Consider the following 25,096-nt stretch of genomic DNA (forward strand, 5'->3'; position numbering starts at 1 on the left):
TTCAGACAGCCTTGAAGTCGGCAGTCGCGACACCCGCCGTCACAGTGCTACTGGAAGTCGCGGGAGCGGACGGGCAATTCGACTTCCAGCGGCACGAGGCTGTGGGCGTAGAGGCTGATGACAGTCCCTGCGCGCTGAATGAGGCCCGTGACCGCTATTGCACTGCTCGTGAGCGCATGTGGTGAGAACCGGCGGATGAACCCGCGGGTGCACACGATGTTGAGCATGCCGAACTCGTCTTCCAGGTTGATGAACGTGATGCCCTGCGACGTGCTCGGCCGCTGTCGGTGCGTCACAATCCCGGCGACAGTCACACGCTGTCCCTGAGCGGCGCGCCGCACATCTGCCGTCGACCAGCATCCGCGTGCCGCAAGCTGAGCGCGCAGGTGCTCCGTTGGATACCCCTCAACAGTGATTCCGGTGGAGAACAGCTGTGCGAGCGTGACAGCGAAGTCGTCCATAGTCGGCAGCGTGGGCGACTGTGCTGCAGGCGCGGTTCCCGGGAGCGTCTGCGGCCCCGCCCGGCCCAAAGCACCGGCCGTCCACAGCGCCTGGCGGCGGTCAACGCCAAAGCAGTCAAAGGCTCCGGCGGTGGCAAGGGCTTCAAGCACCCTCACGCCCACCCCGGTGCGTTCGGCAACATCGACGATTGACGTGTACTCCCCTCTCTGCCGTTCCTGTTCTATGGCACAGGCGGCATCGGCAACCCCCTTGACTTCACTCAGCCCCAAGCGGATGGCGAACCCGCCGGAAGACTCGGCATCCGCCTCGAGATCCGTGCGCGCGCCAGAAGAGTTGATGTGCACGGGGCGTATGTCAATCCCGTGGCGCCTGGCATCGGAGATGAGCGACTGCGAAGAGTAGAAGCCCATGGGCTGGCTGCGCAGAAGCCCCGCTGTGAAGGCCGCGTGGTGGCGGTATTTGAACCACGCGGATTCATAGACCAAGCCCGCAAAGGACAGTGCGTGAGACTCCGGGAAGCCGTAGTTGGCAAATGCCGCGATCTTGTCGAAGATGACCTGCGCTGTCTGTTCGTCAATTCCGCGCTGGGCGCATCCGGCGTGGAAGCGCTGTTGAAGTTCGCGCATCTTCCGCTGGCTGCGGGAAGCTCCCATGGCGCGGCGCAGCTCATCGGCGTCTGTCCCGGAGAACCCGGCGACGTCAATGGCCAGCTGCATGAGCTGCTCTTGAAACAGCGGAACCCCGAGTGTCTTCTCCAGTGCCTGTCGTGTGCTGGGGTGAATGTAGTCGACATCCTCCAAGCCCTGCTTACGGCGAATATACGGGTGCACGGACCCACCTTGAATGGGTCCGGGTCGGATGAGCGCAACCTGCACCGCGAGGTCGTAGAAGCTGCGCGGTCTGAGTCTGGGCAGTGTGGCCAGCTGAGCGCGCGATTCCACCTGAAACACGCCCAGTGCATCGGCGCGGCACAGCATGTCGTAGACCCCGTCCTCCTGGGGTATCTGCGCCCGGTCGATGCGCGTTCCGGTGTGGCGGTCAACGAGGTCGACCATTTCGTGCAGGGCCCCGAGCATGCCGAGGCCCAGAAGATCGAATTTGACCAGGTCCATCGCCGCACAGTCATCCTTGTCCCACTGGAGCACCGTGCGGCCGGGCATGGAGGCCTGTTCGATGGGAACCACTTCACCCAGGGGGCGGTCGGCAAGAACCATGCCGCCGGAGTGGATGCCCAGGTGCCGCGGTGTGCCCAGCAGACCTTCTGCCAGCTGAAGCACCTGGGGCGGGGCCGGGGATTCATCGGCCGGAGGAAGAGAGCGCCAGCGGCTGATGCCCTTGGTGAACGCGTCTTGTTGGCCGGGGCTGTAGCCCAGTGCGTGCGCGGCATCCCGTATGGCCGATCGGGGCCGATAGGTGATGTAGTTGGCCACCTGCGCTGCGCGGTCGCGCCCGTAGGTTCGGTAGGTGTACTGGATGACTTCTTCGCGCCTGTCGGATTCGATGTCGAGGTCGATATCCGGGTAGCCTGCGCGCTCGGGGCTGAGGAAACGGTCAAACAGCAGCTGGAACTGGACGGCGTCGACGGCTGTCACGCCGAGCACAAAGCACACCGCCGAGTTTGCCGCTGATCCTCGCCCCTGGCAGAAGATGTTGTTGTCGCGGCAGAAGCGCGCAATGTCTTCGACTATGAGGAAGTAGCCGGCAAGCCCCATGGAGTCGATGACGTCGAGTTCGCTGTGGACCTGCTCCCACGCCCGAGGTGCCGCTTCCGGGCCGCCGTATCGTTTCCAGGTGCCTTGGGTCACCAGATCGCGCAGGTGCTCGCTGTCTGTTCTTCCGTCCGGCACGGGCGGACTCGGCAGCCCGGCGCGTGCTGCGCGCAGCTCGAATGCACATTCGTCTCCGATGGCAGCGGCGGTAAGGACCGGACCGCGGCCGAATCGCGCCAGCATTTCGGCTGGTGTGTGGATCCTGGCGGAAGCTGTCGGCGGCAGCCACCCGGCCAGTTCGGACAGCGGAAGGCGGGAGCGAACGGAAGCCCGCACCTGCGCATCGTGGAATCCTGAGCGGTCAGCGTAGTGCACCGCGTTTGTGGCTGCGGCGGGCAGACGGAACCGGGCTGCGAGATCTTCGAGGTGGGCTATGCGCGCATCGTCGCCGGGAAGGCCGAAGCGGGTGAGTTCGACGACAACCCGTTCGCGGCCGAACAGGTCGACAAGCCGCCGCAGTGCGCCCGCGCCCCCATCGGGATCACCGAGTGCCCGGCCCAGGTGCCCTTTGCGGCAGCCGGTGAGGATCTTCCAGTCGGCTTCGAGTGCTGCGAGTTCTTCGAGCTCGAACACCGGCCTGTTCTTTTCGCCGCGCATACTGGCTCGGGTGATTGCCGCTGACAGCTGCCGATAGCCTTCAACCCCGGCGGCCAGCACCAGCAGGTGATGAGCTTCAGGGTCAACCTGGCCGGGGATCTTCTTCTGAAGTCCGAGTGACAGCTCCGCGCCGAACACCGTGGGGATCTTGTGTTCACGGGCAGCCTGGGCAAACTGCACTGCCCCGCCGAGGCTGTTGTGGTCTGTCAGCGCCATCGCACTCAGTCCCGTCAGGGCTGCCTCCTCTATCAGTTCGTTCGGCTGTGAGGCCCCGTCGAGGAAGCTGTAGACCGAGTGAGCGTGCAGTTCGGCGTAGCGGATGGCACCTGGGGCCGTGCGCACGGCAGGCACGGGTGGTGCCGATGGTGACGAGGGGCCTGCTTTTGCGGCGGCGGGCCAGCCCGCTCCTACCGGGCTGCCAGTTGCAGGGCCCGGCTGCGTGGCTGACAGGCGCCGTTCGAGTTCCGACCACGGTGTGCGGGGGTTGAAGCCGCTCATTCGTACCTGCCGGCAATCGACCACTGCCCGTCTTCTTTTTTCAGCAGAAAGGCACGATCGTCGTCTGTCAGCACCTGCAGGCGAACCCGGTACTGTCCCGGTGGGTCCCACCATTCGGCTTCGACGGGCCAGGCGGAAGAGTAGGCGATCACGCGGCTGTGTTCCCCTCCTGACCACACGATCCTGTCCGGTGGACTGTCCAGCCCTGACGGTCTGGCCACGACCGTGTTGCCGCGTGTGTCAAAGAGGTCGATATCGGCTGTCTCAACGAGGGTAGGTCGGGGTGCCGGAAGTGCGCCGGGCCAGGGCGCCTGACTGTCTCTGAGCGGCCGAGGCGACTGCTGCCACGGGGTCCACAGGTTCGTTTCGCTGGGTTCGCGGCCGCCCTGTACGTGCGGTACGCGCACGGCGTCGGGGCCGAAGAGCCCCTGTAGGCGTTCGAGTGTGCGGCTGACGTCTCCTGACCGGGAACTGAAAAGATCCGCGGTGCTTTCCAGCGGGCGGACGAGTTCGGCCGCTGTGAGTTCGATGAGGCTGACGCCGTCGCTGTCGGGTTCCGGGGAGCCGGCGTCTGGGGCCTGCGATGCTGAGACTGGAGTGTTGCCGCGTGTGGCCATCCAGCCATCAGCCTGCCAGCGGACGCGGTCGGCAATGTGCGATTCGTCCATGTCCGGCAGTCGCCACGTGCGCTGTTCGGGTTCTGTCCCGCGGCTGTGCAGGACGACTGTCACCTGCGTGCACGCCAGTCCGGTGGAGCGGACGCGACGGAACAGCTCTGCCGCTGCGCTGCGCGCATAGAAGGACAGTGCGTCGGCTCGGCCGGTGGGCGGTTCTATGGGACAGGAGACAGTCACATCGACCGCCCGGAGATGGGTGGTCGGAAGAGATTCGGTCAGCCCCGCCGCCAACAGTCGGGCTCTCCGGCCGACAGAGCCGAAGCGCGTGTAGACGCTGTCAGCTGACAGCGCCGCGAGATCACCCAGGGTTCTAAGCCCCAGGTGGCTCAGCTGCTGGACGAAGTCCGCGTAGCGCTCCGGGTGGGCTTCTGCCAGAGTGCTGACCGGCAGCGGCGCGAGGAATTCTGCGGTTCTGCCTGCCTCAACGCGATGTGAACGATGCGCTGCGAGCACCGCCGCAAAAGGCGAGTCGGCAATGCCCGCCAGCACTTCCCACCCGGTGGCATCGGTCAGCACCGTCAGCAGTTCTTCTGCCGCGGCGTCTTCAGTGTGGGTGTGGGAAAAGGAGCTGACGGGAACGCCGACGGTGCCCGGCCGCAGCAGAGTGAAGCGAGCCATGCGATCTTCGAGGATTCCCACGCTGCGGGCAAAGAGCCGCTGTTCGATGTCTTCGCTGTAGTCGAGAACAGCCGCCTGCGGGCAGCGGTGACCGACGGCTCGGCGGCCCAGGCCCACGGCAATGCCTGCTGTCCTGGCCTGCGCGTCGGCGCTGATGACACGCCCGGCGTGCAGAACGACAGCCGGTGTGCTCGGCGAAATGTCGGCAGCTTCAGCATGAGCGACGGCGGTGAAATCGGGAACGTGGAGCACGAGCGTGCGCAGAGTGCCTCCGGGCTCAGCCGGCCGACGCTGGGCAGCTGTGCGCGCAGTGCGCGCAGTGCTGGCGCGGCGAGAATCAGACAAGGCGAAAGCCCCTTTCCTCAGCGCACCCAGATGGGCCGGGCAGGAGCAGCTGGACACGATCGCGGCCGCGGTGGACCGTAACAGTGCATTCGCTGAGCGCTCCCGCGCCCTGTGCCAGGCCCGTCCACCGTGGCGAAGTGACAGACACTGTGCTGCCGGCGATCCCCTTTGGCTGTCGGCTGCGCCCCACCACGAGCAGACTCATGTTCCTTTCGCGCACTTTTGCCCGCAGGCGCGCCTGTTCGGCGGGTGTGAGCGAGAAGCCCGGGCGGACAATGACAGCGGAAAAGGACTCCACGAGAATCGACACGGCACGCAGCCAATCGCGGGTGTCGACTTCAATGCTGGCAAAGCGGCTGAGGGAAACTCCGTAGTCGGCAATTGCCTGAACCGCGGGCTCCCCCACCCCAACAGCGGCCGTCCAGCAGTCTTCTGTGCTCAGGCGCGCCACGGACGCCAGTGCGAGCGACAGAGCCTGCGGCCCGACGATCTCAGTTATTTCACCGCGCGGCAGACCAGTGGGAAACACTGAGCGCAGCCCGGAGACCACGGGGAAGGCGGGCTTTGCCTCCGCCAGGTCGCGAGCAGTGCTCACACCCGGCAGGCGGCGCAGCTGCGCAAGCGCTGCGGACACGGCATGAACGGACATACACCCAGTATCGAACGGGTGTTCTAATAGTGCAAATGGATCTTCGAATAGACTAGTGGACCTATGAAGCTCAGCCTTGTCTTCCACACCCCCGAAATTCCCGGCAATACGGGCAACGCCATCCGCCTGGCCGCTGTGACGGGGGCTCACCTTCACCTGGTGGAGCCGCTGGGTTTCGATTTGTCTGACGCAAAGCTTCGCCGCGCGGGACTGGACTACCACGACCTCGCGCACGTTACGGTCCACCCGAACATCGACGACGTCTTCACACAGCTGGTCGGCCGTCGCATCATCGCGTTCACAACGCACACCGACAAGCACTTCGGCCACCTTGAGTACCGCGAAGACGACGTTCTGCTCTTCGGCCGAGAATCCACGGGACTGCCGCAGAGCGTTGTCGACGATCCGCGGATCGAAGAGCGCGTGCGCATCCCCATGCTGCCCAGCCGCCGCTCCCTCAATCTTGCCAACTCCGCATCCATTGCCGCCTACGAAGCCTGGCGCCAGCTGGGCTACCCCGGCGGCTGCTGAACGCCAGAAGGAGACAGACCATGACGCATCGACGCGCGCTGACAGTTGCCGGCTCCGATGTTTCCGGCGGCGCAGGCCTTGCCGCAGACCTCAAAATGTTCAACGAATACGGGGTCTTCGGCGCATCCGTCATCACCTGCATCGTCACCTTTGACCCGGCGGAGGGCTTTGACCACACGATCGACTTCACCACGCCCGAAAGCGTGATACGGCAGTTCGACTCCACTCTCGGGGCCCACCGCTTCCACGCGGTCAAATCCGGGATGCTCGGAAGCGTTGACACCGCACCCATGCTCGCCCAGCGCCTGCGCGATATCGACGCCCCTTACGTATTCGACCCCGTGCTGACCTACAAGGGCAGCGGCAAAGGCGTCATCGATCTCTCCCAGATGATGCTGGAGACCTATGTGCCTGCAGCTTCGGTCATGACACCCAATCTGGACGAAGCGGCAAAGCTGATCGGCGCGGACTCCCTTGACTCTGCTGAAGACATGATCGCCGCGGCCAAACAGCTGCACGCCCTCGGTGCGGCAAGCGTCGTCGTCAAGGGCGGTGCCCGCTTCCCCGGCCCGGACGCCGTCGACGTCTTCTACGACGGTTCGACGGCCCACGTACTGCGCTCGCGCAAGGTCAATGACGAACTCGTCAACGGCGCCGGGTGCTCTTTCGCATCCTCGATTGCCGCCGGCCTCGCCCTGGGACACAAGCCGCTCGACGCGGTTGTCAGCGCAAAGGTGAAGGTGGCGCACGGAATTGCCCGCTCCATGCCCAACGCAATGAACGTCAACTCGATGTTCCACCCGGCCGCCCGCGTCTGGCCGCACCCCGACGTGTCCGTCACCGTCAGCTGAAACAGCCCCGTCCGGTGAGCTCCGCCTCGCAGGTCACATTCTGAAGCCCCAGCGTTTTGGAACCTCACCCGGAAAGCATAAAGCCGCCGGTCCCACGCAGGGATCCGGCGGCTTCTTCGGCGCAGATTACTTGCGCTTGCCGAAGGACTTGTAGCGGTCCTTGAACTTCTCAACACGGCCAGCGGAGTCGAGGATGCGCTGCTTGCCGGTGTAGAACGGGTGCGATGCCGACGAGATTTCAACGTCGACGAGCGGGTAGGTGTTGCCGTCTTCCCACTCGATGGTCTTGTCGCTCTTGACCGTCGAACGGGTCAAGAGCTTCTTGCCCGAAGCGAGGTCGTTGAAGACAACCGCCTGGTATTCGGGGTGAATGTCCTTCTGCATAAGTCTTTCCTTTGAATTCGTCAGAGCCCCTGGTGCGACCGAGTCGCCTGCCAGCTGCTCAAATTCGGATGTGCCGACGCTGAGGCGTCAACCTATGAGACTATACCGGCTCAGCACCTGCAAAGCGAACTGATTCAGGGAGTCAGCGCGTCAGCCACCGGATGAGCCCGGCGTAGTTGTACGGCGGAATGTTGTCGTCCAGTGGTACGCAGACCTCCACCTGGCCCTGGGCTTGCGCGACGAAGAGGGCCGGGTCATTGCAGTCGGCGTAGCCCACTGTGCGCAGTCCCCTGCTGGCCGCGGCCCCCGCCCATCCGTGGTCGGCAACCACGAGGTCGGGCATGGGCTGGCCGGCTTCATCCAGCGCGTCGAGCAGCGCGTGCATGGGCTCGGCCAGGTGCGTGTGCGGCAGGCCGCCGTGAATGTGCCAGTGCCACACACGGCCGATCTGGCGGACGTCCCCGCCTTCTGACTGCAGCGGAATGAACTGGTCAAGCCGCACGAGTGCAGCACCCAGCCGCTCAGCCCAGGCGGCAGTGGCTTCGTGCACCGGCAGAAGCCCCGAAGGGTGGCCGGTGGCAAAGAGGATGCGCTCACCGCGCCCAGCCGCGTCAGATACTGCCGCCCGCAGACGGTCCAGACCGTCCATGCACAGCTCAGTGGAGATCGTGTCAGCGCCTTCCGTGTAGTCTCGCTGCGGTCGAATGCCGCAGCGGGCAACCATGACGTCGAAGACGGAGTCATAATCCCAATCGCGCGTCAGGGGCACGCCGAAGTCGAAATTGCGCTCCTGGGCCAAGAACCTGTGGATGTGCGACAGGTTGTTCTCCCTCGGCGTTGCAACCTCGCCGGTCACCCCGCCTTCAATCAGCGATCGGGCGGCGGCATCGCGGGTGATTTCAGCCATCGGCGTCCTCCTGAAGTGCAAACACTGCCACAGCCGCTGCCGCAGCCACATTGAGTGAATCGATTCCGTGGGACATGGGGATGATGACTCTGGCATCGGCGGATTCGATTGTCCGGCGACTGAGCCCGGCGCCTTCAGTGCCCATAACCAACGCGGTCTTGCGGTGCCCTGCCCGGGCGAACTCGCGAACGCTCATCGCGTCATCGCGCAGAGCCAGAGCCGCAGTTGTGAAGCCGTGCTCACGCAGCAGGTCAATGCCGCCGGGCCACGGTTCGATCCGCACCCACGGCACAGAGAAGACTGTGCCCATCGACACCCGGATGGAGCGCCGGTACAGCGGGTCGGCGCATCGTGGACTGATGAGAACGGCGTCAGCGCCAAGTGCTGCCGCAGAGCGGAAGATCGCACCGACATTCGTATGATCGACGATGTCCTCCAGCACTACGACCGTCCTGGCCCACTCGAGAATTGTCTTCAGTGTTGGCTGCGGTTTGCGCTCCATGGCCGCCAGGGCTCCCCTGTGCAGGTGAAAGCCGACGATGTTTTCAAGTTCAGCCGGTGTTCCCAAGATGATGGGGGCGTCTGAGCTGGCCAGCTGTGGTGCGAGATCAGCCAGCCAGTTGGGCCGCAGCAGGAACGAGCGCGCGCTGTATCCGGCGGCAAGCGCCCGTGTCACGATCTTGGATGACTCTGCAATGAACAGCCCCTCGGCGGGTTCTCGTTTGCTGCGCAGCTGAACATCCGTCAGATCCGTGTAGTCCGCAAGCAGAGTCCCGGACGCCTGAGAAGACCGGATGACCCGAGCTTCGTCGATGCCGTGAGTGCGGAGAATCTGCTGAATCTGCGCGTCGTCAATATCGCGCTTGGCCGGGGTGTTCACAGCTGGATGATGCGGAAGAAGGCGATGATGCTGAGAATGACGATAATGCCCCGCAGCAGCGGGTCGGGCAGCTTCTGGGCGAACTTGGCTCCTGCGTAACCGCCGATGAGCGATCCGATGGCGACAAGCAGCACGGCCGTCCAGTTGATCTTGTCGAACCCGACGATCATGTAGACAACGGCTGCAACCGTGTTGACGCCGAGAACGAGAACATTTTTGAAGCCGTTGATCTGCTGCAGCGAATAGGCCGTGAGAACACCCAGGAGGCCTACGAGCAGAACACCCTGCGCGGCGGCGAAGTAGCCGCCGTAGATTGCGGTGAAGAAGATTGCGGCCAGAGCTGCCGCCTTCATGGCAGTTGAGGCGTCTTCCGGCTTGGCCGGTGCCGTGTGCCCCGTCCTTACTGCCCGAGCAGTCAGGGCCCGTTTGAGGAACGGCTGCCCGATCACGAGAACGACCGCTAGAACAATGAGCACCGGCACTACGGCCTCAAATGTCGTCGAGGGCAGAATCACCAGAAGCAGCGCGCCTACAACAGAGCCGAGAATCGACGCGGGCAGCCACACGGCAACCTGTTTGCCGTAGCCGGCCATCTGCTTTCGGTAGCCCAGGGAGCTTGCCACATTGCCGGGGATGAGACCCAGCGCATTGCTCATCGTCGCAGTCTGCGGCGGAACCCCAAAAGCGACCAGAGCCGGGAACGTGATGAGCGTTCCAGACCCGACGGCCGCGTTGATTGCGCCGGCGCCGAGGCCCGCGGCGAAGATGAGCAGAGCCTCGACGAGGCTGAATGATCCCATCAGTTCAAGCGCGCCTGCGCGTGGAAGCGCCCTTCGGTGACGGTGAGCTTGATGGGCAGATCGAAAGTCTCCGACAGGTTTTCTTCTGTGATGGCTTCCTTGATTTCACCGGCTGCGACTACGCCGCCGCCGCGAATGAGCAGGGCGTGCGTCATCGACTGCGGAATCTCTTCGACGTGGTGGGTCACCATGAGGGTGGTCGGGGCGTATTTTGAGCCGACGATCTCGGTCAGCGCCCGCACGAGCTCTTCGCGTCCGCCCAAGTCAAGGCCCGTTGCCGGTTCGTCCAGCAGGAGCAGTTCGGGATCGGTCATGAGCGAGCGGGCAATCTGCACGCGCTTCTTTTCGCCGTCGGACAGCGTGCCGAATCGACGAGAGCCGAAGCCCTCGATTCCGAAGGCCGCCAAGAGGTCATCAGCGCGGGTGAGGTCGACGTCCTCGTAGTCCTCCACCCAGCGGCCGAGCACTCCGTAGGCGGCGGTGAGAACGACATCGCGCACTTTTTCGCTGCCGGGAATCCGTTTGGCAAGCTGCGAGGACGAATAGCCGATCCGCGGCCGCAGCTCGAAAACGTCAACCCGCCCCAGGCGCTCTCCGAGGATGTCGATCGTGCCTTCTGTCGGGTGCATGCGTCCGGCCGCAAGCTCAAGGAGCGTCGTCTTTCCAGCGCCGTTTGGACCGAGAACAGCCCAATGTTGGCCTTCTTCAATCTTGAGAGAAAAATCTGAGAGGAGCTGATTGGCTCCTCGGCGGACACCGACGTCGTCTAGCTGCAGGACAATGCTCATACGACGAACTCTAACCTATACTCGGGCCGATGATTCCCCCCTCTCCTGACACGTCGGCCGTGTTCTTCGTCGCTTCGCTCCAGTGCCTCCTTTCCCAGACCAGGCCGCCGGATGCGGTGGTTGACTCATACACCTCGGCTGGGTCTGCGGTCCCACTGATTGTAGATGATCCGGTCTTCTCCGCCGACCTGCCCGAGGGCCTTCTGCTGTGGGCGGCACAGCTGCGCCGCGCAGGCATCGACTCGGCATACACCGTCCTCGTCCACCCCACGCTTCCACACCGGGTGCCCCGCACCGACCGTGAGCACCGGGGCCTATTATCTCGCGTGTCAAATGTCACAGTTCTTGAAGCGCAGGGCGTTTCACGCGCCCTCGTCGTGCTCAATGCCGAAGGCACGGCTCGGGTGATTCCCACGGCCGCTGTGCCTTCCACACCTCTGGGCACTGTGTCTGCTTCCGAGGCGGTGCGGGCTCTGCGCGAATGCACGATGGAAGGGCTGGCTCTTGTTGAGCGGCTGGGCGACGAGCTGCCGGAAGATCTGCGTCAGGCCCCGTGGCGTGACTGGCAGGCGGACATGGCGCTGGGCCGCCTGGCAGAGAACATCGGGTTTCTTCTGCCGGAGCCGAGGTGGGCGGCAAGTCTGGTCACAGCGTGTGAAATCCATTCGCTCCTGGCACCGATTTTGGCTCCCCAAACGCTGCAGCCGCCGGAGTTCGGCGCTCTGCTCGCCCGCCTTCACGCCGCGGCAGCCGCAGTTGTGTGGTCTGTTACCCGAGCCCGGTGAGCCGCATTCGCTCACATACAATCGCGGCATGGATCGACTGAGCATCATCACCGACGACGACGGTCTTTTCGTCCGCTCCGACCTCTTTGACGAAGACGAGCAGCACATTGTCGCCCGCGAGCTGCGTGAACAGCACCCCGACGGTGACCTGTGGACCGTCCCCCTGCCCCTGGGCCTGCTTGGACCTGAGCTGGTTGTGATGGATGTCGATTCGACCTTCATCAACGAAGAGGTCATTGAAAAACTCGCGGCACACGCTGGACGCGAAGCACAAGTGCGCGCCGTAACCGAACGCGCCATGGCAGGTGAGCTCGACTTCGCCGAATCGCTGATCCACCGTGTCGAACAGCTGGCGGGCGTACCGGCCTCGGCGCTGGACGAAGTTGCTGCCGCCGTCACGTTGACCCCCGGTGTTGAAACCCTTGTGGCGAACCTGCACGCGGCCGACTGCCGTATCGCGCTGGTTTCAGGCGGCTTCACCGCAGTGGTCCAGCAGATCGCCGGTTCCCTCGGAATTGACGATGTCACTGCCAACGGGCTTGAGATCGCCGAGGGCGTTCTCACTGGGAAGGTCAGCGGTCCGATTGTCGACAGGCAGGCAAAGGCCAACCGGCTGCTGGAGATCGTCGAAGCCGAAGGGCTCGACACAGCGCGCACCGTGGCCATCGGCGATGGAGCCAATGACATCGACATGATTGAAGCCGCGGGCTTCGGCATTGCCTTCTGCGCCAAGCCCGCGCTTATCGAACGGGCCGATGCTCAACTGCGCACCCGGCGGCTCGATGCGGTCTATCCCGGACTGACGGGTATGAGCCTGTAGGCCAAAACCACCCGGCAATCCCCCGCGGGCAGGCGAAAGCTCCGGCGAACCATCCGGGCACAGAAGAGGCGGTGGGCCCCACTTGGGGACCCACCGCCTCTGCTGTGTATTTGAAGGTGCCGCAGAATCGGTTTTTAGGCCTGTTTTTGGGCCCAGATGTTCACGGCAGCGGTCTCAAACCCGTTCTGTGAAGTCGAGAATCTGCGGCTGTGGGAGGACTCCCGCCGCGTCTTCCCAGCTGTCGATCGTGAAAACCGCGATAGAACTGGGGCGGAATTTCTCAACCGGGACGCCCGAGAATTCGGACACCGCTTGGGCGACGGTGGGATTGTGGCCCACGATGATCGCCGCCTGCGAGTCCGGCGGAATGGTCGCAACAGCTTCACGCCAGTCAAGAACCTGCGCCTGGTACAGCGCGTCGTCCAAACGCACCTGGGGGCTGCTGTTCAGCTGCTCGATGATGAGCTGCGCGGTTTCCGTCGTTCGCCGCGCACTCGAAGCTATTGCGAAGTCGATCGGAAGATCCGCGAGGTGTTCGCCAGCTCGTCGCGCTTCTTCGCGTCCTTCGGGCGTGAGCGGACGGTCGTAGTCAGGTCCGGCTTCGTTCGACGCGTGGGCGTGACGGGCGAAGATCAGAGTGGGCATTATCCGCTGCCTCAGGATCCGGTTGAGTGCAGGCCGCCGTCAACGTGGATCATCGAACCGGTTGTCTTGGGGAACCAGTCCGACAGCAGGGCGACGATTCCGCGACCGGCGGGTTCCGTGTCGCTTTGGTCCCAACCCAGCGGCGCGCGGTCGCCCCATACGTCTTCGAACGCGTCAAAGCCCGGAATGGACTTCGCTGCGGTGGTCTTGAGAGGACCTGCCGAGATGAGGTTGACGCGGATGTCGTGTTCACCGAGGTAGCGGGCCAGGTAGCGGCTTGTGGACTCGAGTGCGGCCTTCGATACGCCCATCCAGTCGTATGCGGGCCAGGCGACTGTCGCATCGAACGTCAGGCCGACGATTGAGGCTCCCTTGTTGAGCACCGGCTGAGCAGCGACAGCGATGGCCTTGAGCGAATATGCCGAAACGTGAAGGGCATTGGATACGGATTCCCACGGCGTGTCGAGGAACACACCGCCGAGTGCGTCCTTTGGTGCGAAGGCGATCGCGTGGACAATGCCGTCGATGTTGCCGCCCAAACGCTCGGGAAGTGCGGCAAGGTCGTCTTCGTTCGTCGCGTCGAGCTCGATGACCTCAGCCGGCTTCGGCAGGCGCTCGGCGATGATCGACGTGATCTTCATCTGGCGTCCGAAGGACGACAGGATGACCTCGGCGCCCTGTTCCTGAGCCAGGCGGGCTGCCGAAAAGGCGATGGACGATTCAGTGAGCACACCCGTGACGAGGATGCGCTTGCCTTCGAGAATTCCCATGATGTTCCTTTCTACAAGATTCTGCTGTCAGTGACCCATGCCGAGGCCGCCGTCAACCGGAATGACGGCACCGGAGATATAGGCGGCGTCCTCCGAGGCCAACCAGGCGACAACCCCTGCGACCTCTTCCGGGAGGGCGAACCGCTTAGCGGGGATGGTGTCGAGGTATTCCTTCTGCTGCTTTTCGGGCAGTTCATCAGTCATGTCCGTCTTGATGAAGCCCGGGGCAACAACATTTGCCGTGATGCCGCGGGCACCGAGCTCGCGAGTGAGCGAACGCGCCATGCCCACGAGCCCAGCCTTGGCTGCCGAGTAGTTGAACTGACCGGGCACGCCGTAGAGGCCCGAAACAGAGGAAATGAAGATGATGCGGCCGAACCGCGAGCGGACCATGTTGGTGATCCCCGGTTTGACGGTGCGGAACACACCCGTGAGGTTGGTGTCGATGACCTGTTCGAATTCATCTTCTGACATCCGCATCAGCAGGTTGTCCCGCGTGATGCCGGCATTCGCCACTACGACTTCAACGGTGCCGAGCTCATTTTCGATCGCTTCATAAGCCGCTTCCAACGACGCGAGGTCCGTGACATCCGCGGCGACCGCGAATGCTCCTTCGGGAGCATCGCCGTTGCGCGAGGTGACAGCGACCTTATCGCCCTGGGCCAGGAAACGTTCGGCGATCGTGCGACCGATGCCGCGGTTTCCGCCGGTTACAAGAACAACACGGGGTTCAGCCACGCTGGTCCTTTCAATCTGGAGTCAATCTCTCCCAACCTAGCCTAAAGCCCAGTCGGGCGTGGTTGAACAACAAAGGAGCGATATGCTTTTGTAGTCCGTTTGAAAGGTGGGGAGACGTGAACAGCAGGCCCGCGGTCAACATCACCTCGGCCAGCGAATCTCACGAAGCCGATCTCAACGCGCGCACCCGCAAGTACCTGATACTCATGGCCATTCGCATGGTCTGCTTTGTCGGGGCTGTATTCGCACACGGCTGGTTTCGCTGGGCACTTGTCGCCGGCGCCGTCGTCCTTCCGTGGATTGCCGTTCTCATTGCCAATGCCGTCGTCCGCCGTTACAGCCCGATCGATGCCGAACAGCCCGCGCCCACCGCAGCCCCGCTGGGCCAGCCAAAACAGAGCAGCCCGGCCGCACCGGACGACCCGATCATCATCGACGGCGAAATCGTGGAGGACGACGATGACTGACCTGCAGTGCTCGGCAAAGGGCTGCCCAGCACTGGCGTCGTGGGCTCTTCTGTGGAACAACCCGAAACTCCACTCCGATGAACGCCGCAAAGTGTGGCTGGCCTGCAGTCTGCACCGAGAAACCCTCGAAGAATTCCTCACACTCCGGTCATTTCTGCGTGAAACTGTGCCCGCAGGCCGTATTCCCCCAGGAGCTGGATAAGTGCGCTACGGATTCCTCTTCTCCGCAAAATGGCTGCGCTACATCGCCATTGCAATCATCTTCGCCATCGCGTGTGCGCTTTTGGCCAACTGGCAGAACAGCCGCCGTGAAGCCCGCAACGCCGAAATCGAGCGCATCGAAGCGAACTACAGCGCTGCCCCGCAGCAGCTGCACAAGGCGGTGCCGTCCGCATCAGACCAGCTGCCGGATGAGGCCGATTGGAAACACGTGACCGTCACCGGGACCTACGCCGCAGACCATACGGTCCTTGCGCGCAACAGGCCTCTGGGCGGGCAGCCCGGATATTTCGTCGTCACACCGCTGCAGACCGACAACGGTCCCGTGGCAGTCGTGCGCGGGTGGACACCGAGCTCAAGCAGCCCCGATCCGAGCAGCGTGCCCGCTCCCTCGCACGGCACCGTCACAGTCGACGGCTGGATTCGCCCCGCGGAAGACGGCAAGCCCGATGACAACACTGTCGGCACGGTCAAACAGCTCGATCCGAAGGTGATGGGAATCGACGACGGATACACCGGCCTGTATCTCCAAGCCGGCAGCGAAGACCCGCAGGCAGACGAAGCCCTCACGGGCCTGCCGAAGCCATCGGTCGATCCCGGCTCTCACCTGTCCTACACCCTGCAATGGATTCTGTTCGGCGCTATGGCACTCGGTGCGATCATCGTCGCAGCCGTGCGAGAACGCAGGGCAATCGCGGCGGGCAAGGACCAGCAGCAGGCCGACTACGTCGTCGTGGAAAAGGCTGCGATCGCACACGGAGTGCGCACCTCCGGCAGCCGCTACGGCGACGATGGGCGCAGGGTCAGATCAGGCCGTCGTGACCGTTCGGCAGAGGCAGACGAAGACGCGCTTCTGGACTCCCAGGGCTGGGGCTGAGACTGCGAGACCAGAGCCCCAGCTCACTCGCATCAGGCCAGTTCAACCAGGTCCAGGTAGTCCTCGCTCCACAGGTCCTCGTCAGCATCCGGCAGCAGCAGCACCCGGTCGGGGTTAAGAGCCTCAACAGCACCGGCATCGTGCGTCACCAGCAGGATCGCACCCTCATAGCGTTCAATGGCCGACAGGATCTCCACCCTCGACTGTGGGTCGAGGTTGTTTGTCGGCTCATCTAGAAGAAGCACATTGGCTGAAGACACCACGAGGCAGGCCAACGCCAGGCGGGTCTTCTCGCCGCCGGAGAGAACGCCCGCGGGCTTGTCGACGTCTTCGCCGGAGAACAGGAATGAACCGAGCACAGTGCGCACCTTCGTGTCGTCAAAAGCATCCGGTGCGGCCGACTGCATGTTCTCCAGAACCGTCCGCTCAAGATCGAGTGTGTCGTGTTCCTGCGCGAAATAGCCCAGTTTGAGGCCGTGCCCGGCAACGACTTCGCCGCTGTCTGGTTCTTCGACACCGGCCAGAAGCTTCAGCAGGGTTGTCTTTCCGGCCCCGTTGAACCCGAGAATCACAACGCGCGTGCCCCGGTCAACAGCGAGGTCGACACCGGTGAACACCTCCGTCGAACCGTACGCTTTGGACAGGCCGCGCGCCTCAAGCGGTACCCGACCGCACTTGGCAGGTTCGGGGAACCGGAGGTCAGCGACCTTTTCGCGCTGCCTCTCCCCCTGTGTGCTGGCCAGAAGCCGGTCCGCCCTCTTGGCCATGTTCTGCGCGGCAACCGTCTTCGTGGCTTTCGCGCGCATCTTGTCGGCCTGGGCGTGCAAGGCTGCAGCCTTCTTTTCGGCGTTGGCGCGTTCACGGCGCCTGCGACGTTCGTCGTCTTCACGCTGTTTGAGGTACTGCCGATAGCCCATCGAATAGATGTCAATGCACTGGCGCGTGGCGTCGAGGAAGAACACCTTGTTGACGACTTCGTCGATCAGGTCGAGGTCATGCGAGATGATGATGAGCCCACCGGGATACTTGGCCAGATAGTCCCGCAACCACAGAACGCTTTCGGCATCGAGGTGGTTGGTCGGCTCATCGAGAATCATGGTCTTCGGTGCTTCAAACAGAATTCGGGCCAGTTCGACCCTGCGCCGCTGACCGCCGGAAAGAGTCTGCAGCTCTTGTTTGAGAAGCTCCGCATCCAGCCCCAGATTGGCTGCAATCGCAAGCGCTTCAGATTCAGCAGCATAGCCGCCGGCGGCTATGAATTCGTCTTCAATGCGCGGGTACTTGTCGATGGCCTTCGACGCGGTGTCCGGATCAGGCGAAGACATCTGCTCCTCCGTGCGGCGCAGACGCTTGGCCAAAACGTCGAGCTCCCGCCCGGCTAGGATCCTCTCTTTGCCCGTCATGCGGAGATTGCCCGTCCGCGGATCCTGCGGCAGATAGCCGACCGAACCGGAGCGGAACACCTGCCCGGCGCTCGGCGGCACCTCGTCCATGAGGGCCTTTGTCAAGGTGGTCTTGCCCGCGCCGTTGCGACCCACCAGACCAACCCGGTCACCCTTCTCGACGCGGAAGGTGACATCGGACATGAGCACGCGGGCGCCCACCGTGATTTCGAGGCCGGATGCGGCAATCATTCCGCAACCGCCTTCTCAATGAGTGCGCGCAGGTACTGCTGCGGGCGGACGCCGTCTTCACGTGCGCGCTCGGCGATGGCCCCCGCGAGGTCACGCGGAACATCTGCCCAGATGCGCACCGTATCTGTGGTCGAGGCCGCGGTTGAGCGGTCCTCGGAAGACGAGGTGCCGGAGGATGAGGACTCGGCTGTGCCACTGCCTGCGGTGTCGGGTTCGTTCGCAGCTTCTCCGCTGTACCCGGGACCACTGTCGAGCTTCGCGCCTTTCTGATAGGCGCCAGCCGCAGCTCGGGCGAGATCATCGGCCCTTTCGTTCATCCTGTGGTTTGCGTGCCCCTTCACCCACTCGTATGTGATGGAGCGGCCCGCAGACTTGGCAGCAGACATGAGTTCATCGAGCTGCTTCATGAGGTCGTCGTTGAGCACGGGCGATCCGTTGGCTTTCTTCCATCCGCGCTTCTTCCAGCCGGTCATCCACTTGGTGATCGAATTGATGGCGTACTGCGAATCACACAGAACGTGCACGTCAGCGCCAGAATCCTCGACTGCGCGGAGGAGCTCGATGACGGCCTGCAGCTCTCCGCGGTTGTTCGTCGCCTTGGGCCACCCGCCACAAGCCCACTGGTCGTCGCTGATGTACCAGGCCCAGCCGGCGGGGCCGGGATTGCCGAGAGCCGAACCGTCAACGGCTGCGATGATCGTCACAGAACTCCTAGAGAAGACTTTGGGGGCGGGTAGATTCTACCCGCCCCCAAGGATCAGCTGATCAGATGTTGAAGCCCAGTGCACGCATCTGCATGCGGCCGTCTTCTGTGATCTTCTCCGGGCCCCACGGCGGCATCCAGATCCAGTTGAGGCGGAATGCCGGGACGATGCCGTCGAGCGCCTGGGCGATCTGGTCTTCGATGACGTCGCTCAGCGGGCACGCCGCCGAGGTCAGGGTGATGTCGATGACAGCAGTGCCGTCTTCTTCGACAACAACCCCGTAGACGAGCCCGAGGTCGACGACGTTGACGCCGAGTTCTGGGTCAACGACGTCCAGGAGCGCTTCTGTGACTTCTTCTGCAGAGGCGTTGCTCGGCGAATCGATGACTTCGGTCACACTTTCCTCCTCTGATGTGTCAGGCGGTCTGGAAGAAGCGGTCGTAGCCTTCGTTTTCCAGACGCTCGGCCAGTTCCGGTCCGCCCTCTTCGACGATCTTGCCGTCGACGATCACGTGCACGAAGTCCGGCTTGATGTACTGCAGGATGCGCGTGTAGTGGGTGATGAGCAGAATGCCCACGTCGGTGTTGTCTTTAGCGCGGTTGACGCCCTCGGACACAATGCGCAGGGCGTCGACGTCAAGACCGGAGTCGGTTTCGTCGAGGATCGCAAAGCGCGGCTTGAGCAGCTCCATCTGCAGGATTTCGTGGCGCTTCTTCTCACCGCCGGAGAACCCTTCGTTGACGTTGCGGGTGGCAAATGCCGGGTCAACGCGCAGCTTCTCCATGGCTTCGCCCAGTTCTTTCGACCAGGTGCGCAGCTTGGGAGCTTCGCCGTCGATGGCGGTTTTGGCGGTGCGCAGGAAGTTCGTGACGGTCACGCCGGGAACTTCCACCGGGTACTGCATAGCGAGGAACAGACCGGCCTTGGCGCGTTCGTCTGCTTCCATTTCGGTGATGTCTTCGCCGTCGAGCTCAATCGTGCCCGAGGTGATGGTGTAGGCGGGGTGGCCGGCCAGGGCGTAGGCCAGCGTCGACTTGCCCGAGCCGTTGGGGCCCATGACGGTGTGGGTCTTCTTCGAGTTGATGTCGAGTGACAGGCCCTTGAGGATCTCCTTCGGGCCTTCGTCGGTTTCTACGCTGACGTGGAGGTCGCGGATAGAGAGAGTGGACATGTTTCCTGCTTTCAGTGCGTCGAGTTGATGTCTACGAAGATCGTGCCGTCGCGCTCTTCGGCGGCGTAGACGGCTACGGGCTCGAAGGCCGGGGGTGATTCGGGCTCACCCGTTCTTAAGTCGAAGGCCGAGCCGTGCAGCCAGCATTCGATCGAACAGCCCGAAACTTCGCCTTCAGCCAGCGAAACTTCGCCGTGCGTGCAGACGTCGTTGACGGCGTGGACCGCGCCGTCTTCCGTGCGCGCAACACACACTTCGACGTCGTCGATGACCACCCGCACGGCGGTGCCGATGGCGAGTTCGTCCGATTTCAGTGCTGGCTTGCTGCTCATTCGGCCATGCTCCGAGCGAGTTCTTCTTCGATTTTCTGGCTGAGGAGGTCTTCGACTTCCTCGTTTTCGATCTTCTGGATGATTTCGTTGAAGAAACCGCGAACCACCAGGCGGCGCGCTTCGTCTTCGGGAATGCCGCGGCTCATGAGGTAGAACAGGTGCTCTTCGTCGAACTGGCCGGTCGACGATGCGTGGCCGGCGCCTTCGATTTCGCCCGTTTCGATTTCCAGGTTGGGAACCGAGTCAGCACGGGCACCCTTGCTCAACAGCAGGTTGCGGTTCATTTCGTAGGTGTCGATGCCGAGGGCCTCGGGGCGGATCAGGACATCGCCGATCCAGACGGTGCGCGCGTCCTTACCGTAGAGGGCGCCCTTGTACAGCACGTTCGACACGGCCTTCGGCGTGTTGTGGTCCACGTAGGTGCGGTGTTCGAAGTGCTGTCCAGCATCGGCGAAGTACAGCCCGAACATTTCGGCTTCTCCGCCGGGCGCGGAGTAGCGGACGTTGGTGTTCAGCCGCACGATCTTTCCGCCGAGCGTAATCTGCACGTGCTTGAAGTACGCGTCCTTGCCGACGACGGCATCGTGCTGCGCAGCGTGCAGGGCGGTGTCGTCCCACAGCTGCAGTTCGATGAAGTCGACGTTGGCGCCGTCTCCCACAACCGTCGTGATCAGCTCGCTGTAGTCAACGGTTCCCCTGTGGGTGACGATGAAGTCAACGTGGGCGTTCTCACCGACTGTCACGAGGGTGTGGCCGTGAACGAGGCCCCCTGCGCCCGTGAGGTCGATGCGGACGGGTTCGCTGATCTCGGCACCGGCTTCCACCGAATAGTGGGTGACGGTCGCCGCCTGATTGGCGGCGATGACAGCCGGAAGGTCTTCCGGTGCTACCGCGCCGAGCTCGCGAGCCCGTTCCAGCGTGATCGTTTCTACGGCGACGCCTTCGGGCAGGGTCTCTTCGCGGCCGAGCGTTCCGTTTCCGGTCTGGTTCTGAAGCAGCGCGTCGAGCTTCTTGACCGGGCTGAAGCGCCATTCTTCTTCCCGGCCGGTCACTGCCGGGAAGTCAGCGATGTCGAAGCTGCGCGTGCGCTGCGAACGAGTGGTGGCAGGCACCTGCTTGGGCGCGGTGCTGCTCGAGGTCTGGGTCATTATTCTCCTTTGACAGTCGGCGTGATCGCGGCTGGACTGGTCAGCCGACCGCGCCTTCCATCTGAAGTTCGATAAGGCGGTTGAGTTCGAGTGCGTATTCCATCGGCAATTCGCGTGCAATCGGTTCGACAAAGCCGCGGACGATCATGGCGTAGGCCTCAGTTTCGTCCAGGCCACGGCTCATGAGGTAGAACAGCTGGTCTGCCGACACCTTCGACACGGTGGCCTCGTGCCCGAGGGTCACATCGTCATTGCGAATGTCGATGTACGGGTACGTGTCCGAACGCGAATGATTGTCCACCAGCAGAGCGTCACACAGCACGTTGTTAGCCGAACCGGATGCGTTCGGGTACACGTGCACGAGTCCGCGGTAGGCGGAGCGACCGCCGCCGCGGGCAACGGACTTCGCGACGATGTTCGAGGACGTGTTCGGGGCTGCGTGCACCATCTTCGAACCGGTGTCCTGGTCCTGGCCAGAGCCTGCGAAGGCAACAGACAGGGTTTCACCGCGAGCGTGTTCGCCGGTCATCCAGATGGCCGGGTACTTCATGGTGACCTTCGAGCCGATGTTGCCGTCGATCCACTCCATGGTGGCGCCCTCTTCGGCGATCGCGCGCTTGGTCACGAGGTTGTACACGTTGTTCGACCAGTTCTGCACGGTCGTGTAGCGAACCTTTGCGCCCTTCTTGGCGATGATCTCAACGACTGCCGAGTGCAGGGAGTCGGACTTGTAGATCGGAGCGGTGCAGCCCTCGACGTAGTGCACCGACGAACCTTCGTCGGCAATGATGAGTGTGCGCTCGAACTGGCCCATGTTCTCGGTGTTGATGCGGAAGTAGGCCTGGAGGGGAATTTCGACGTGAACGCCCTTGGGGACGTAGACGAACGAACCGCCGGACCACACAGCGGTGTTGAGCGCGGAGAACTTGTTGTCGCCGGAGGGGATGACGGTGCCGAAGTACTCTTCGAAGATCTCCGGGTAGTCGCGCAGGCCGGTGTCCGTGTCAACGAATATGACACCCTGGCGCTCAAGCTCTTCGTTGATCTTGTGGTAGACGACCTCGGATTCATACTGCGCAGCGACACCGGCGACCAGGCGCTGCTGTTCAGCTTCCGGGATGCCCAGGCGGTCGTAGGTGTTCTTGATGTCCTCCGGGAGGTCATCCCACGTCTGCGCCTGCTGCTCGGTCGAGCGCACAAAGTACTTGATGTTGTCGAAGTCAATGCCGCCCAGGTCTGGGCCCCACTGCGGCAGCGGCTTCTTCTCAAAGAGCTCGAGTGCGCGCAGCCTGCGCTGCAGCATCCATTCGGGCTCGTCCTTCAGCTTCGAGATGTTGCGGACGACATCCTCATTCAGGCCGCGCTGAGCATTGGCGCCTGCTTCATCAGAATCATGCCAGCCGTATTCATAGGCGTTCCCGATGTCTTTCAGTTCGGGATTGGCTTCCAGAATCCAGTTGGATTCAGTGGTGTCAGTCACCTTGCTCCTCCTTGGTTTTGTTCCGGCGCATCGATCAGCGGTCTGTTGACGTCTGAAGTCGGCACGTGCGTTGTGCACACATGACCGCCGGCTGCGAGCGTCGACAGGCGCCTGATGTCCACGCCCAGAAAATCAGAGAAGGCATCGAGCTCTGCTTCGCAGAACTGCGGATACCTTGCGGCAGCTTTGTGTATTGGACAGTGCCCCTGGCACAGCTGCATGGCCTCCAGCGGTGTTCCCACCGCCACGGGGGTTGCCGATGTGGCGTACCCCTCGGCATCGAGTGCCGCGGCGAGATCGCGGGAGCGTCCTGCCACGGTGGCGGACCTGCGGCCGACACGCGCTTCGACACGATCCATGAGTTCGCCGATCCGCTGCCTGGCGAACTCCTCTACTGCACTCTCCCCGAGTTTATCTTCGAGGAACTCGAGTGCCTCAACGGTCAGTTCGTCATAGGAGTGGCTGATTCGGCTGTGGCCAGCGGTCGAGACCACGTAGTGGCGTGCCGGGCGCCCCCGGCCGGTCTTCGCACCGGCCAGTTCCCGCACCTCGATCGCGCCCTCATCTGTCAGTGCGTCCAGGTGCCGTCTTATGGCCGCGGCGGTCAGGTCGAGCTGGCGGGCGATGCTGGCAGCGGTGATGGGACCGTGATCCAATACCGCCTGCAGCACCCGCGCCCGGGTGCGCAGCACAGCCTGCGAACTCTGCTGAGACATAACCTGCCTTGCTGCATAGACTTATGAGGCGTTCTGCCTCATTTTCATTCAATAACATTAATGTGGCCTAAATTGTTCCACAAGCACCGGGCCTGGGCGTCCTCCGCACGTCCGGCGGGCCAGACGGCTACAGTGGGCACCTGTGACAGCACTTCAAGTCCGCGACGTCCGGTTCGCCTACGGCCGCAGAACCGCCGTCGACGGAATCTCACTTTCTGTTGAACCGGGTATGACCACCGCGGTTCTCGGCCCCAACGGAGCGGGAAAATCCACTCTCATCTCGCTGTGCACCGGTCTGTTGCGCCCACAGTCCGGTTCGGTCGAGATCTTCGGCCGCAGCCCCCTGGAAACACAGACCAGGGCTCTCATCGGCGTCATGCTGCAAGACGGGGGTCTGCCCATGGCCGCAAAGCCGCCGGCCATTCTCAAACACCTGGCGCGAATGTACGCAGACCCGGCAGACCCGGACGAACTCATGGACCAGCTGGGCATCCGATCCTTTGCCGGACGGTCCATCCGCCGGCTCTCCGGCGGTCAGAAGCAGCGCGTGGGCTTGGCCGCAGCGCTTATCGGCAAGCCCAGCCTCGTGTTCCTCGACGAACCGACCGCCGGGCTGGACCCGCAGGCGTCCCTGGCAGTCAAAGACATTGTCAGCAGCCTCGCTGACAGGGGAACGGCCGTCGTGCTGACAACCCACAACATGGCAGATGCACAAGAGCTTGCCGACAACGTCCACATTGTCGACCACGGGCAGATCATTGCCCAGGGAACGCCGTCAGAGCTCACCGCGGGCCGCACCTCGGTTCTGCGCCTGACCTTTGCCGAGGCTCCCCCACACAAGCTCAGCGACAAGCTGCGCTCTCGCTGGGACCTCAGCTGCGCTTCGGCAACGGCTATGACCTCAACCGGCGCCTACACGGCTGAGGACCTCAGCCAGATCACAGCGGAAATAGCAGCCAGCGGAGCAGAGCTGACGGGCTTGACGATGAGCTCTGGCGACCTTGGCGATGTCTTCCTCCAGCTGACGGGAAGGAGCCTGCGATGACAGCGCGCACGAATGCCGAAGAGCCCGGCTCATTCCGGCAGCGGCCCGCACCTGCCGTTGGCCGCGTTACCGCACGCGCAGCGTTTGAGACCAGGGCGATTCTCGGCAACGGCGAGCAGCTGATTTTGTCGCTGGTGCTGCCGCTGGCGATCCTGTTCACCCTGTCCCTGACAGGAATCCTGGAGGTCTTCGGCTATACGGGAAGCAATCACACGGCCGTTGCACTGGCGGGCGTACTCGGGGTGTCCATTGCCTCCAACGCTTTCACCGGCCAGGCGATCGCGACCGCTTTCGAGCGCCGCTACGGGGTTCTGCGCCACACCGCAACAACGCCCCTGGGCGTCAGCGGCCTCGTGGCAGGCAAAATTGCAGCCGTGCTCGCCGTGACCGTCGTCCAGTACGCTCTCGCCTTCGCCTGCGCGGCCTTTCTGGGCCTAGAGGCGAATATCAGCATTTCAGCGGTTGTTTTAAGCGCAGCTTTAGGCACCGCCGCTTTTGTCGGCCTGGCTCTTCTCATGGCCGGAACCATGAGGCCCGAGGCGGTGCTCGCCTTCGCCAATCTCCTGTGGGCTGCCATGGCCGGCGGCGGTGGACTGCTCATCGACCACGGCGGCACGTGGGGTTCTGTCGTAGGCTTTCTGCCCTCTGGAGCTTTGGGATCGGCGCTGCGCAGCGCTGTGATCGACGGTCGCTTCGACTGGATGAGCCTGCTCGTTTTGGCGGTGTGGGCGGTCATCGCAGCGGCAGCGGCTCGCCGATGGTTCTCCTACGACGACAAATGAGACAAT

28 protein-coding genes are annotated in these 25,096 nt (G+C 63.3%); 9 read left to right on the plus strand and 19 right to left on the minus strand.

The window, feature by feature from the left end:
- Positions 1-47: 47 nt before the first annotated feature.
- Genes GC119_RS01775 through GC119_RS01785 form a run of 3 tightly spaced genes read right to left on the minus strand, consistent with a single transcriptional unit; the run spans position 48 to position 5,615 of the window.
- Positions 48-3,326: an error-prone DNA polymerase gene (locus GC119_RS01775; protein ID WP_151952295.1), complete on the minus strand. Its 3,279-nt coding sequence runs from the start codon at positions 3,324-3,326 to the stop codon at positions 48-50.
- Positions 3,323-4,966: a DNA polymerase Y family protein gene (locus GC119_RS01780; RefSeq protein WP_226829174.1), complete on the minus strand. Its 1,644-nt coding sequence runs from the start codon at positions 4,964-4,966 to the stop codon at positions 3,323-3,325. Before GC119_RS01780 ends, GC119_RS01775 begins: the two co-directional genes overlap by 4 nt.
- The gene (locus GC119_RS01785; protein ID WP_070777324.1) at positions 4,959-5,615 is read right to left on the minus strand and encodes a hypothetical protein; all 657 of its coding nucleotides are present in this window, start codon (positions 5,613-5,615) and stop codon (positions 4,959-4,961) included. The genes GC119_RS01780 and GC119_RS01785 overlap by 8 nt, the downstream gene beginning before the upstream one ends.
- A gap of 63 nt (positions 5,616-5,678) precedes the next feature.
- On the opposite strand from GC119_RS01785, the gene GC119_RS01790 reads away from it, so the two are divergent.
- Both GC119_RS01790 and thiD read left to right on the plus strand, forming a co-directional pair.
- On the plus strand, positions 5,679-6,146 hold the full coding sequence (locus GC119_RS01790) for a tRNA (cytidine(34)-2'-O)-methyltransferase (protein WP_070572710.1): 468 nt from the start codon (positions 5,679-5,681) through the stop codon (positions 6,144-6,146).
- Positions 6,147-6,166: 20 nt separating this feature from the next.
- Positions 6,167-6,997: a bifunctional hydroxymethylpyrimidine kinase/phosphomethylpyrimidine kinase gene (thiD, locus tag GC119_RS01795; protein ID WP_070572708.1), complete on the plus strand. Its 831-nt coding sequence runs from the start codon at positions 6,167-6,169 to the stop codon at positions 6,995-6,997.
- 126 nt (positions 6,998-7,123) lie between these two features.
- Here the strand turns inward: thiD and GC119_RS01800 are convergent, their stop codons facing one another.
- The 5 genes from GC119_RS01800 to GC119_RS01820 form a co-directional block, all read right to left on the minus strand.
- The gene (locus GC119_RS01800; RefSeq protein WP_070572706.1) at positions 7,124-7,381 is read right to left on the minus strand and encodes a type B 50S ribosomal protein L31; all 258 of its coding nucleotides are present in this window, start codon (positions 7,379-7,381) and stop codon (positions 7,124-7,126) included.
- A gap of 142 nt (positions 7,382-7,523) precedes the next feature.
- A complete protein-coding gene (locus GC119_RS01805) occupies positions 7,524-8,288 on the minus strand; it encodes a phosphatase (RefSeq protein WP_070572704.1) in 765 nt (254 codons plus the stop codon).
- On the minus strand, positions 8,281-9,168 hold the full coding sequence (locus GC119_RS01810; RefSeq protein WP_176745862.1) for a TrmH family RNA methyltransferase: 888 nt from the start codon (positions 9,166-9,168) through the stop codon (positions 8,281-8,283). Before GC119_RS01810 ends, GC119_RS01805 begins: the two co-directional genes overlap by 8 nt.
- A complete protein-coding gene (locus GC119_RS01815) occupies positions 9,165-9,968 on the minus strand; it encodes a sulfite exporter TauE/SafE family protein (RefSeq protein ID WP_070572702.1) in 804 nt (267 codons plus the stop codon). The genes GC119_RS01810 and GC119_RS01815 overlap by 4 nt, the downstream gene beginning before the upstream one ends.
- Positions 9,968-10,756 (minus strand): ABC transporter ATP-binding protein, encoded by a 789-nt coding sequence (locus tag GC119_RS01820; RefSeq protein ID WP_070572700.1) that lies wholly within the window; start codon positions 10,754-10,756, stop codon positions 9,968-9,970. Before GC119_RS01820 ends, GC119_RS01815 begins: the two co-directional genes overlap by 1 nt.
- A 29-nt stretch (positions 10,757-10,785) precedes the next feature.
- On the opposite strand from GC119_RS01820, the gene GC119_RS01825 reads away from it, so the two are divergent.
- Together GC119_RS01825 and serB are read left to right on the plus strand one after the other, a co-directional pair.
- Positions 10,786-11,541, plus strand: a complete 756-nt coding sequence (locus GC119_RS01825) for a hypothetical protein (protein WP_070572698.1) — start codon at positions 10,786-10,788, stop codon at positions 11,539-11,541.
- 28 nt (positions 11,542-11,569) lie between these two features.
- Entirely contained in the window at positions 11,570-12,361 is a 792-nt protein-coding gene (gene serB / locus GC119_RS01830; RefSeq protein ID WP_070572696.1) for a phosphoserine phosphatase SerB, read from the plus strand.
- A gap of 174 nt (positions 12,362-12,535) precedes the next feature.
- Here the strand turns inward: serB and GC119_RS01835 are convergent, their stop codons facing one another.
- From GC119_RS01835 to GC119_RS01845, 3 genes are read right to left on the minus strand one after another with little or no spacing between them, the layout of a single operon-like run.
- Positions 12,536-13,006, minus strand: a complete 471-nt coding sequence (locus GC119_RS01835) for a SixA phosphatase family protein (RefSeq protein WP_070572695.1) — start codon at positions 13,004-13,006, stop codon at positions 12,536-12,538.
- Positions 13,007-13,017: 11 nt separating this feature from the next.
- Positions 13,018-13,776, minus strand: coding sequence for an enoyl-ACP reductase FabI (gene fabI / locus GC119_RS01840; protein WP_070572693.1), 759 nt, complete (start codon positions 13,774-13,776; stop codon positions 13,018-13,020).
- Between the two features lie 27 nt (positions 13,777-13,803).
- Positions 13,804-14,514 carry a beta-ketoacyl-ACP reductase gene (locus GC119_RS01845; RefSeq protein ID WP_070572691.1) on the minus strand — a complete coding sequence of 237 codons (711 nt, stop codon included), beginning with the start codon at positions 14,512-14,514 and terminating at the stop codon, positions 13,804-13,806.
- 116 nt (positions 14,515-14,630) lie between these two features.
- Between GC119_RS01845 and GC119_RS01850 the strand changes: the two genes are divergently transcribed.
- The 3 genes from GC119_RS01850 to GC119_RS01860 are packed head-to-tail and all read left to right on the plus strand — an operon-like array spanning position 14,631 to position 16,077.
- Positions 14,631-14,981, plus strand: a complete 351-nt coding sequence (locus GC119_RS01850) for a DUF3099 domain-containing protein (RefSeq protein ID WP_070572689.1) — start codon at positions 14,631-14,633, stop codon at positions 14,979-14,981.
- Positions 14,974-15,183: a hypothetical protein gene (locus GC119_RS01855; protein ID WP_151952296.1), complete on the plus strand. Its 210-nt coding sequence runs from the start codon at positions 14,974-14,976 to the stop codon at positions 15,181-15,183. Before GC119_RS01850 ends, GC119_RS01855 begins: the two co-directional genes overlap by 8 nt.
- Positions 15,184-16,077 carry an SURF1 family protein gene (locus GC119_RS01860; RefSeq protein ID WP_151952297.1) on the plus strand — a complete coding sequence of 298 codons (894 nt, stop codon included), beginning with the start codon at positions 15,184-15,186 and terminating at the stop codon, positions 16,075-16,077. It begins immediately after the preceding gene.
- Between the two features lie 32 nt (positions 16,078-16,109).
- Here the strand turns inward: GC119_RS01860 and GC119_RS01865 are convergent, their stop codons facing one another.
- The 8 genes from GC119_RS01865 to GC119_RS01900 all read right to left on the minus strand — a co-directional run bounded on the left by GC119_RS01865 (position 16,110) and on the right by GC119_RS01900 (position 23,263).
- The gene (locus GC119_RS01865) at positions 16,110-17,711 is read right to left on the minus strand and encodes an ABC-F family ATP-binding cassette domain-containing protein (RefSeq protein WP_070572685.1); all 1,602 of its coding nucleotides are present in this window, start codon (positions 17,709-17,711) and stop codon (positions 16,110-16,112) included.
- Complete coding sequence (locus GC119_RS01870) at positions 17,708-18,415, minus strand: ribonuclease H family protein (protein WP_070572683.1); 708 nt, start codon at positions 18,413-18,415, stop codon at positions 17,708-17,710. Before GC119_RS01870 ends, GC119_RS01865 begins: the two co-directional genes overlap by 4 nt.
- A 61-nt stretch (positions 18,416-18,476) precedes the next feature.
- Positions 18,477-18,812, minus strand: coding sequence for a metal-sulfur cluster assembly factor (locus tag GC119_RS01875; protein ID WP_019175051.1), 336 nt, complete (start codon positions 18,810-18,812; stop codon positions 18,477-18,479).
- A 19-nt stretch (positions 18,813-18,831) separates the two neighbouring features.
- Entirely contained in the window at positions 18,832-19,587 is a 756-nt protein-coding gene (gene sufC / locus GC119_RS01880; protein ID WP_070572681.1) for a Fe-S cluster assembly ATPase SufC, read from the minus strand.
- Between the two features lie 11 nt (positions 19,588-19,598).
- Positions 19,599-19,919: a Rieske (2Fe-2S) protein gene (locus GC119_RS01885; RefSeq protein ID WP_070572679.1), complete on the minus strand. Its 321-nt coding sequence runs from the start codon at positions 19,917-19,919 to the stop codon at positions 19,599-19,601.
- Positions 19,916-21,067: a Fe-S cluster assembly protein SufD gene (gene sufD, locus GC119_RS01890; RefSeq protein ID WP_070572677.1), complete on the minus strand. Its 1,152-nt coding sequence runs from the start codon at positions 21,065-21,067 to the stop codon at positions 19,916-19,918. The genes GC119_RS01885 and sufD overlap by 4 nt, the downstream gene beginning before the upstream one ends.
- A 40-nt stretch (positions 21,068-21,107) precedes the next feature.
- On the minus strand, positions 21,108-22,547 hold the full coding sequence (gene sufB, locus GC119_RS01895) for a Fe-S cluster assembly protein SufB (RefSeq protein ID WP_305366931.1): 1,440 nt from the start codon (positions 22,545-22,547) through the stop codon (positions 21,108-21,110).
- Positions 22,544-23,263 carry a helix-turn-helix transcriptional regulator gene (locus tag GC119_RS01900; RefSeq protein ID WP_070572675.1) on the minus strand — a complete coding sequence of 240 codons (720 nt, stop codon included), beginning with the start codon at positions 23,261-23,263 and terminating at the stop codon, positions 22,544-22,546. Before GC119_RS01900 ends, sufB begins: the two co-directional genes overlap by 4 nt.
- 142 nt (positions 23,264-23,405) lie before the next feature.
- Here GC119_RS01900 and GC119_RS01905 point away from each other — a divergent pair, with 142 nt between their 5' ends.
- Positions 23,406-24,308, plus strand: a complete 903-nt coding sequence (locus GC119_RS01905; RefSeq protein ID WP_070572673.1) for an ABC transporter ATP-binding protein — start codon at positions 23,406-23,408, stop codon at positions 24,306-24,308.
- Positions 24,305-25,090, plus strand: a complete 786-nt coding sequence (locus GC119_RS01910; RefSeq protein WP_070572671.1) for an ABC transporter — start codon at positions 24,305-24,307, stop codon at positions 25,088-25,090. The genes GC119_RS01905 and GC119_RS01910 overlap by 4 nt, the downstream gene beginning before the upstream one ends.
- The last annotated feature ends 6 nt before the right edge of the window (positions 25,091-25,096 follow it).

Source organism: Brevibacterium sp. Marseille-P9724, assembly GCF_902500275.1.
GTDB lineage: Bacteria > Actinomycetota > Actinomycetes > Actinomycetales > Brevibacteriaceae > Brevibacterium.

Bases quoted from the DNA above. Each gene is read 5' to 3' on its own strand.
- GC119_RS01775 (WP_151952295.1), bottom strand. From the start codon at position 3,326: ATGAGCGGCTTCAACCCCCGCACACCGTGGTCGGAACTCGAACGGCGC.
- GC119_RS01785 (WP_070777324.1), bottom strand. From the start codon at position 5,615: ATGTCCGTTCATGCCGTGTCCGCAGCGCTTGCGCAGCTGCGCCGCCTG.
- GC119_RS01790 (WP_070572710.1), top strand. From the start codon at position 5,679: ATGAAGCTCAGCCTTGTCTTCCACACCCCCGAAATTCCCGGCAATACG.
- thiD (WP_070572708.1), top strand. From the start codon at position 6,167: ATGACGCATCGACGCGCGCTGACAGTTGCCGGCTCCGATGTTTCCGGC.
- GC119_RS01800 (WP_070572706.1), bottom strand. From the start codon at position 7,381: ATGCAGAAGGACATTCACCCCGAATACCAGGCGGTTGTCTTCAACGAC.
- GC119_RS01805 (WP_070572704.1), bottom strand. From the start codon at position 8,288: ATGGCTGAAATCACCCGCGATGCCGCCGCCCGATCGCTGATTGAAGGC.
- GC119_RS01815 (WP_070572702.1), bottom strand. From the start codon at position 9,968: ATGGGATCATTCAGCCTCGTCGAGGCTCTGCTCATCTTCGCCGCGGGC.
- GC119_RS01820 (WP_070572700.1), bottom strand. From the start codon at position 10,756: ATGAGCATTGTCCTGCAGCTAGACGACGTCGGTGTCCGCCGAGGAGCC.
- GC119_RS01825 (WP_070572698.1), top strand. From the start codon at position 10,786: ATGATTCCCCCCTCTCCTGACACGTCGGCCGTGTTCTTCGTCGCTTCG.
- serB (WP_070572696.1), top strand. From the start codon at position 11,570: ATGGATCGACTGAGCATCATCACCGACGACGACGGTCTTTTCGTCCGC.
- GC119_RS01835 (WP_070572695.1), bottom strand. From the start codon at position 13,006: ATGCCCACTCTGATCTTCGCCCGTCACGCCCACGCGTCGAACGAAGCC.
- fabI (WP_070572693.1), bottom strand. From the start codon at position 13,776: ATGGGAATTCTCGAAGGCAAGCGCATCCTCGTCACGGGTGTGCTCACT.
- GC119_RS01855 (WP_151952296.1), top strand. From the start codon at position 14,974: ATGACTGACCTGCAGTGCTCGGCAAAGGGCTGCCCAGCACTGGCGTCG.
- GC119_RS01865 (WP_070572685.1), bottom strand. From the start codon at position 17,711: ATGATTGCCGCATCCGGCCTCGAAATCACGGTGGGCGCCCGCGTGCTC.
- sufC (WP_070572681.1), bottom strand. From the start codon at position 19,587: ATGTCCACTCTCTCTATCCGCGACCTCCACGTCAGCGTAGAAACCGAC.
- GC119_RS01885 (WP_070572679.1), bottom strand. From the start codon at position 19,919: ATGAGCAGCAAGCCAGCACTGAAATCGGACGAACTCGCCATCGGCACC.
- sufD (WP_070572677.1), bottom strand. From the start codon at position 21,067: ATGACCCAGACCTCGAGCAGCACCGCGCCCAAGCAGGTGCCTGCCACC.
- GC119_RS01900 (WP_070572675.1), bottom strand. From the start codon at position 23,263: ATGTCTCAGCAGAGTTCGCAGGCTGTGCTGCGCACCCGGGCGCGGGTG.
- GC119_RS01910 (WP_070572671.1), top strand. From the start codon at position 24,305: ATGACAGCGCGCACGAATGCCGAAGAGCCCGGCTCATTCCGGCAGCGG.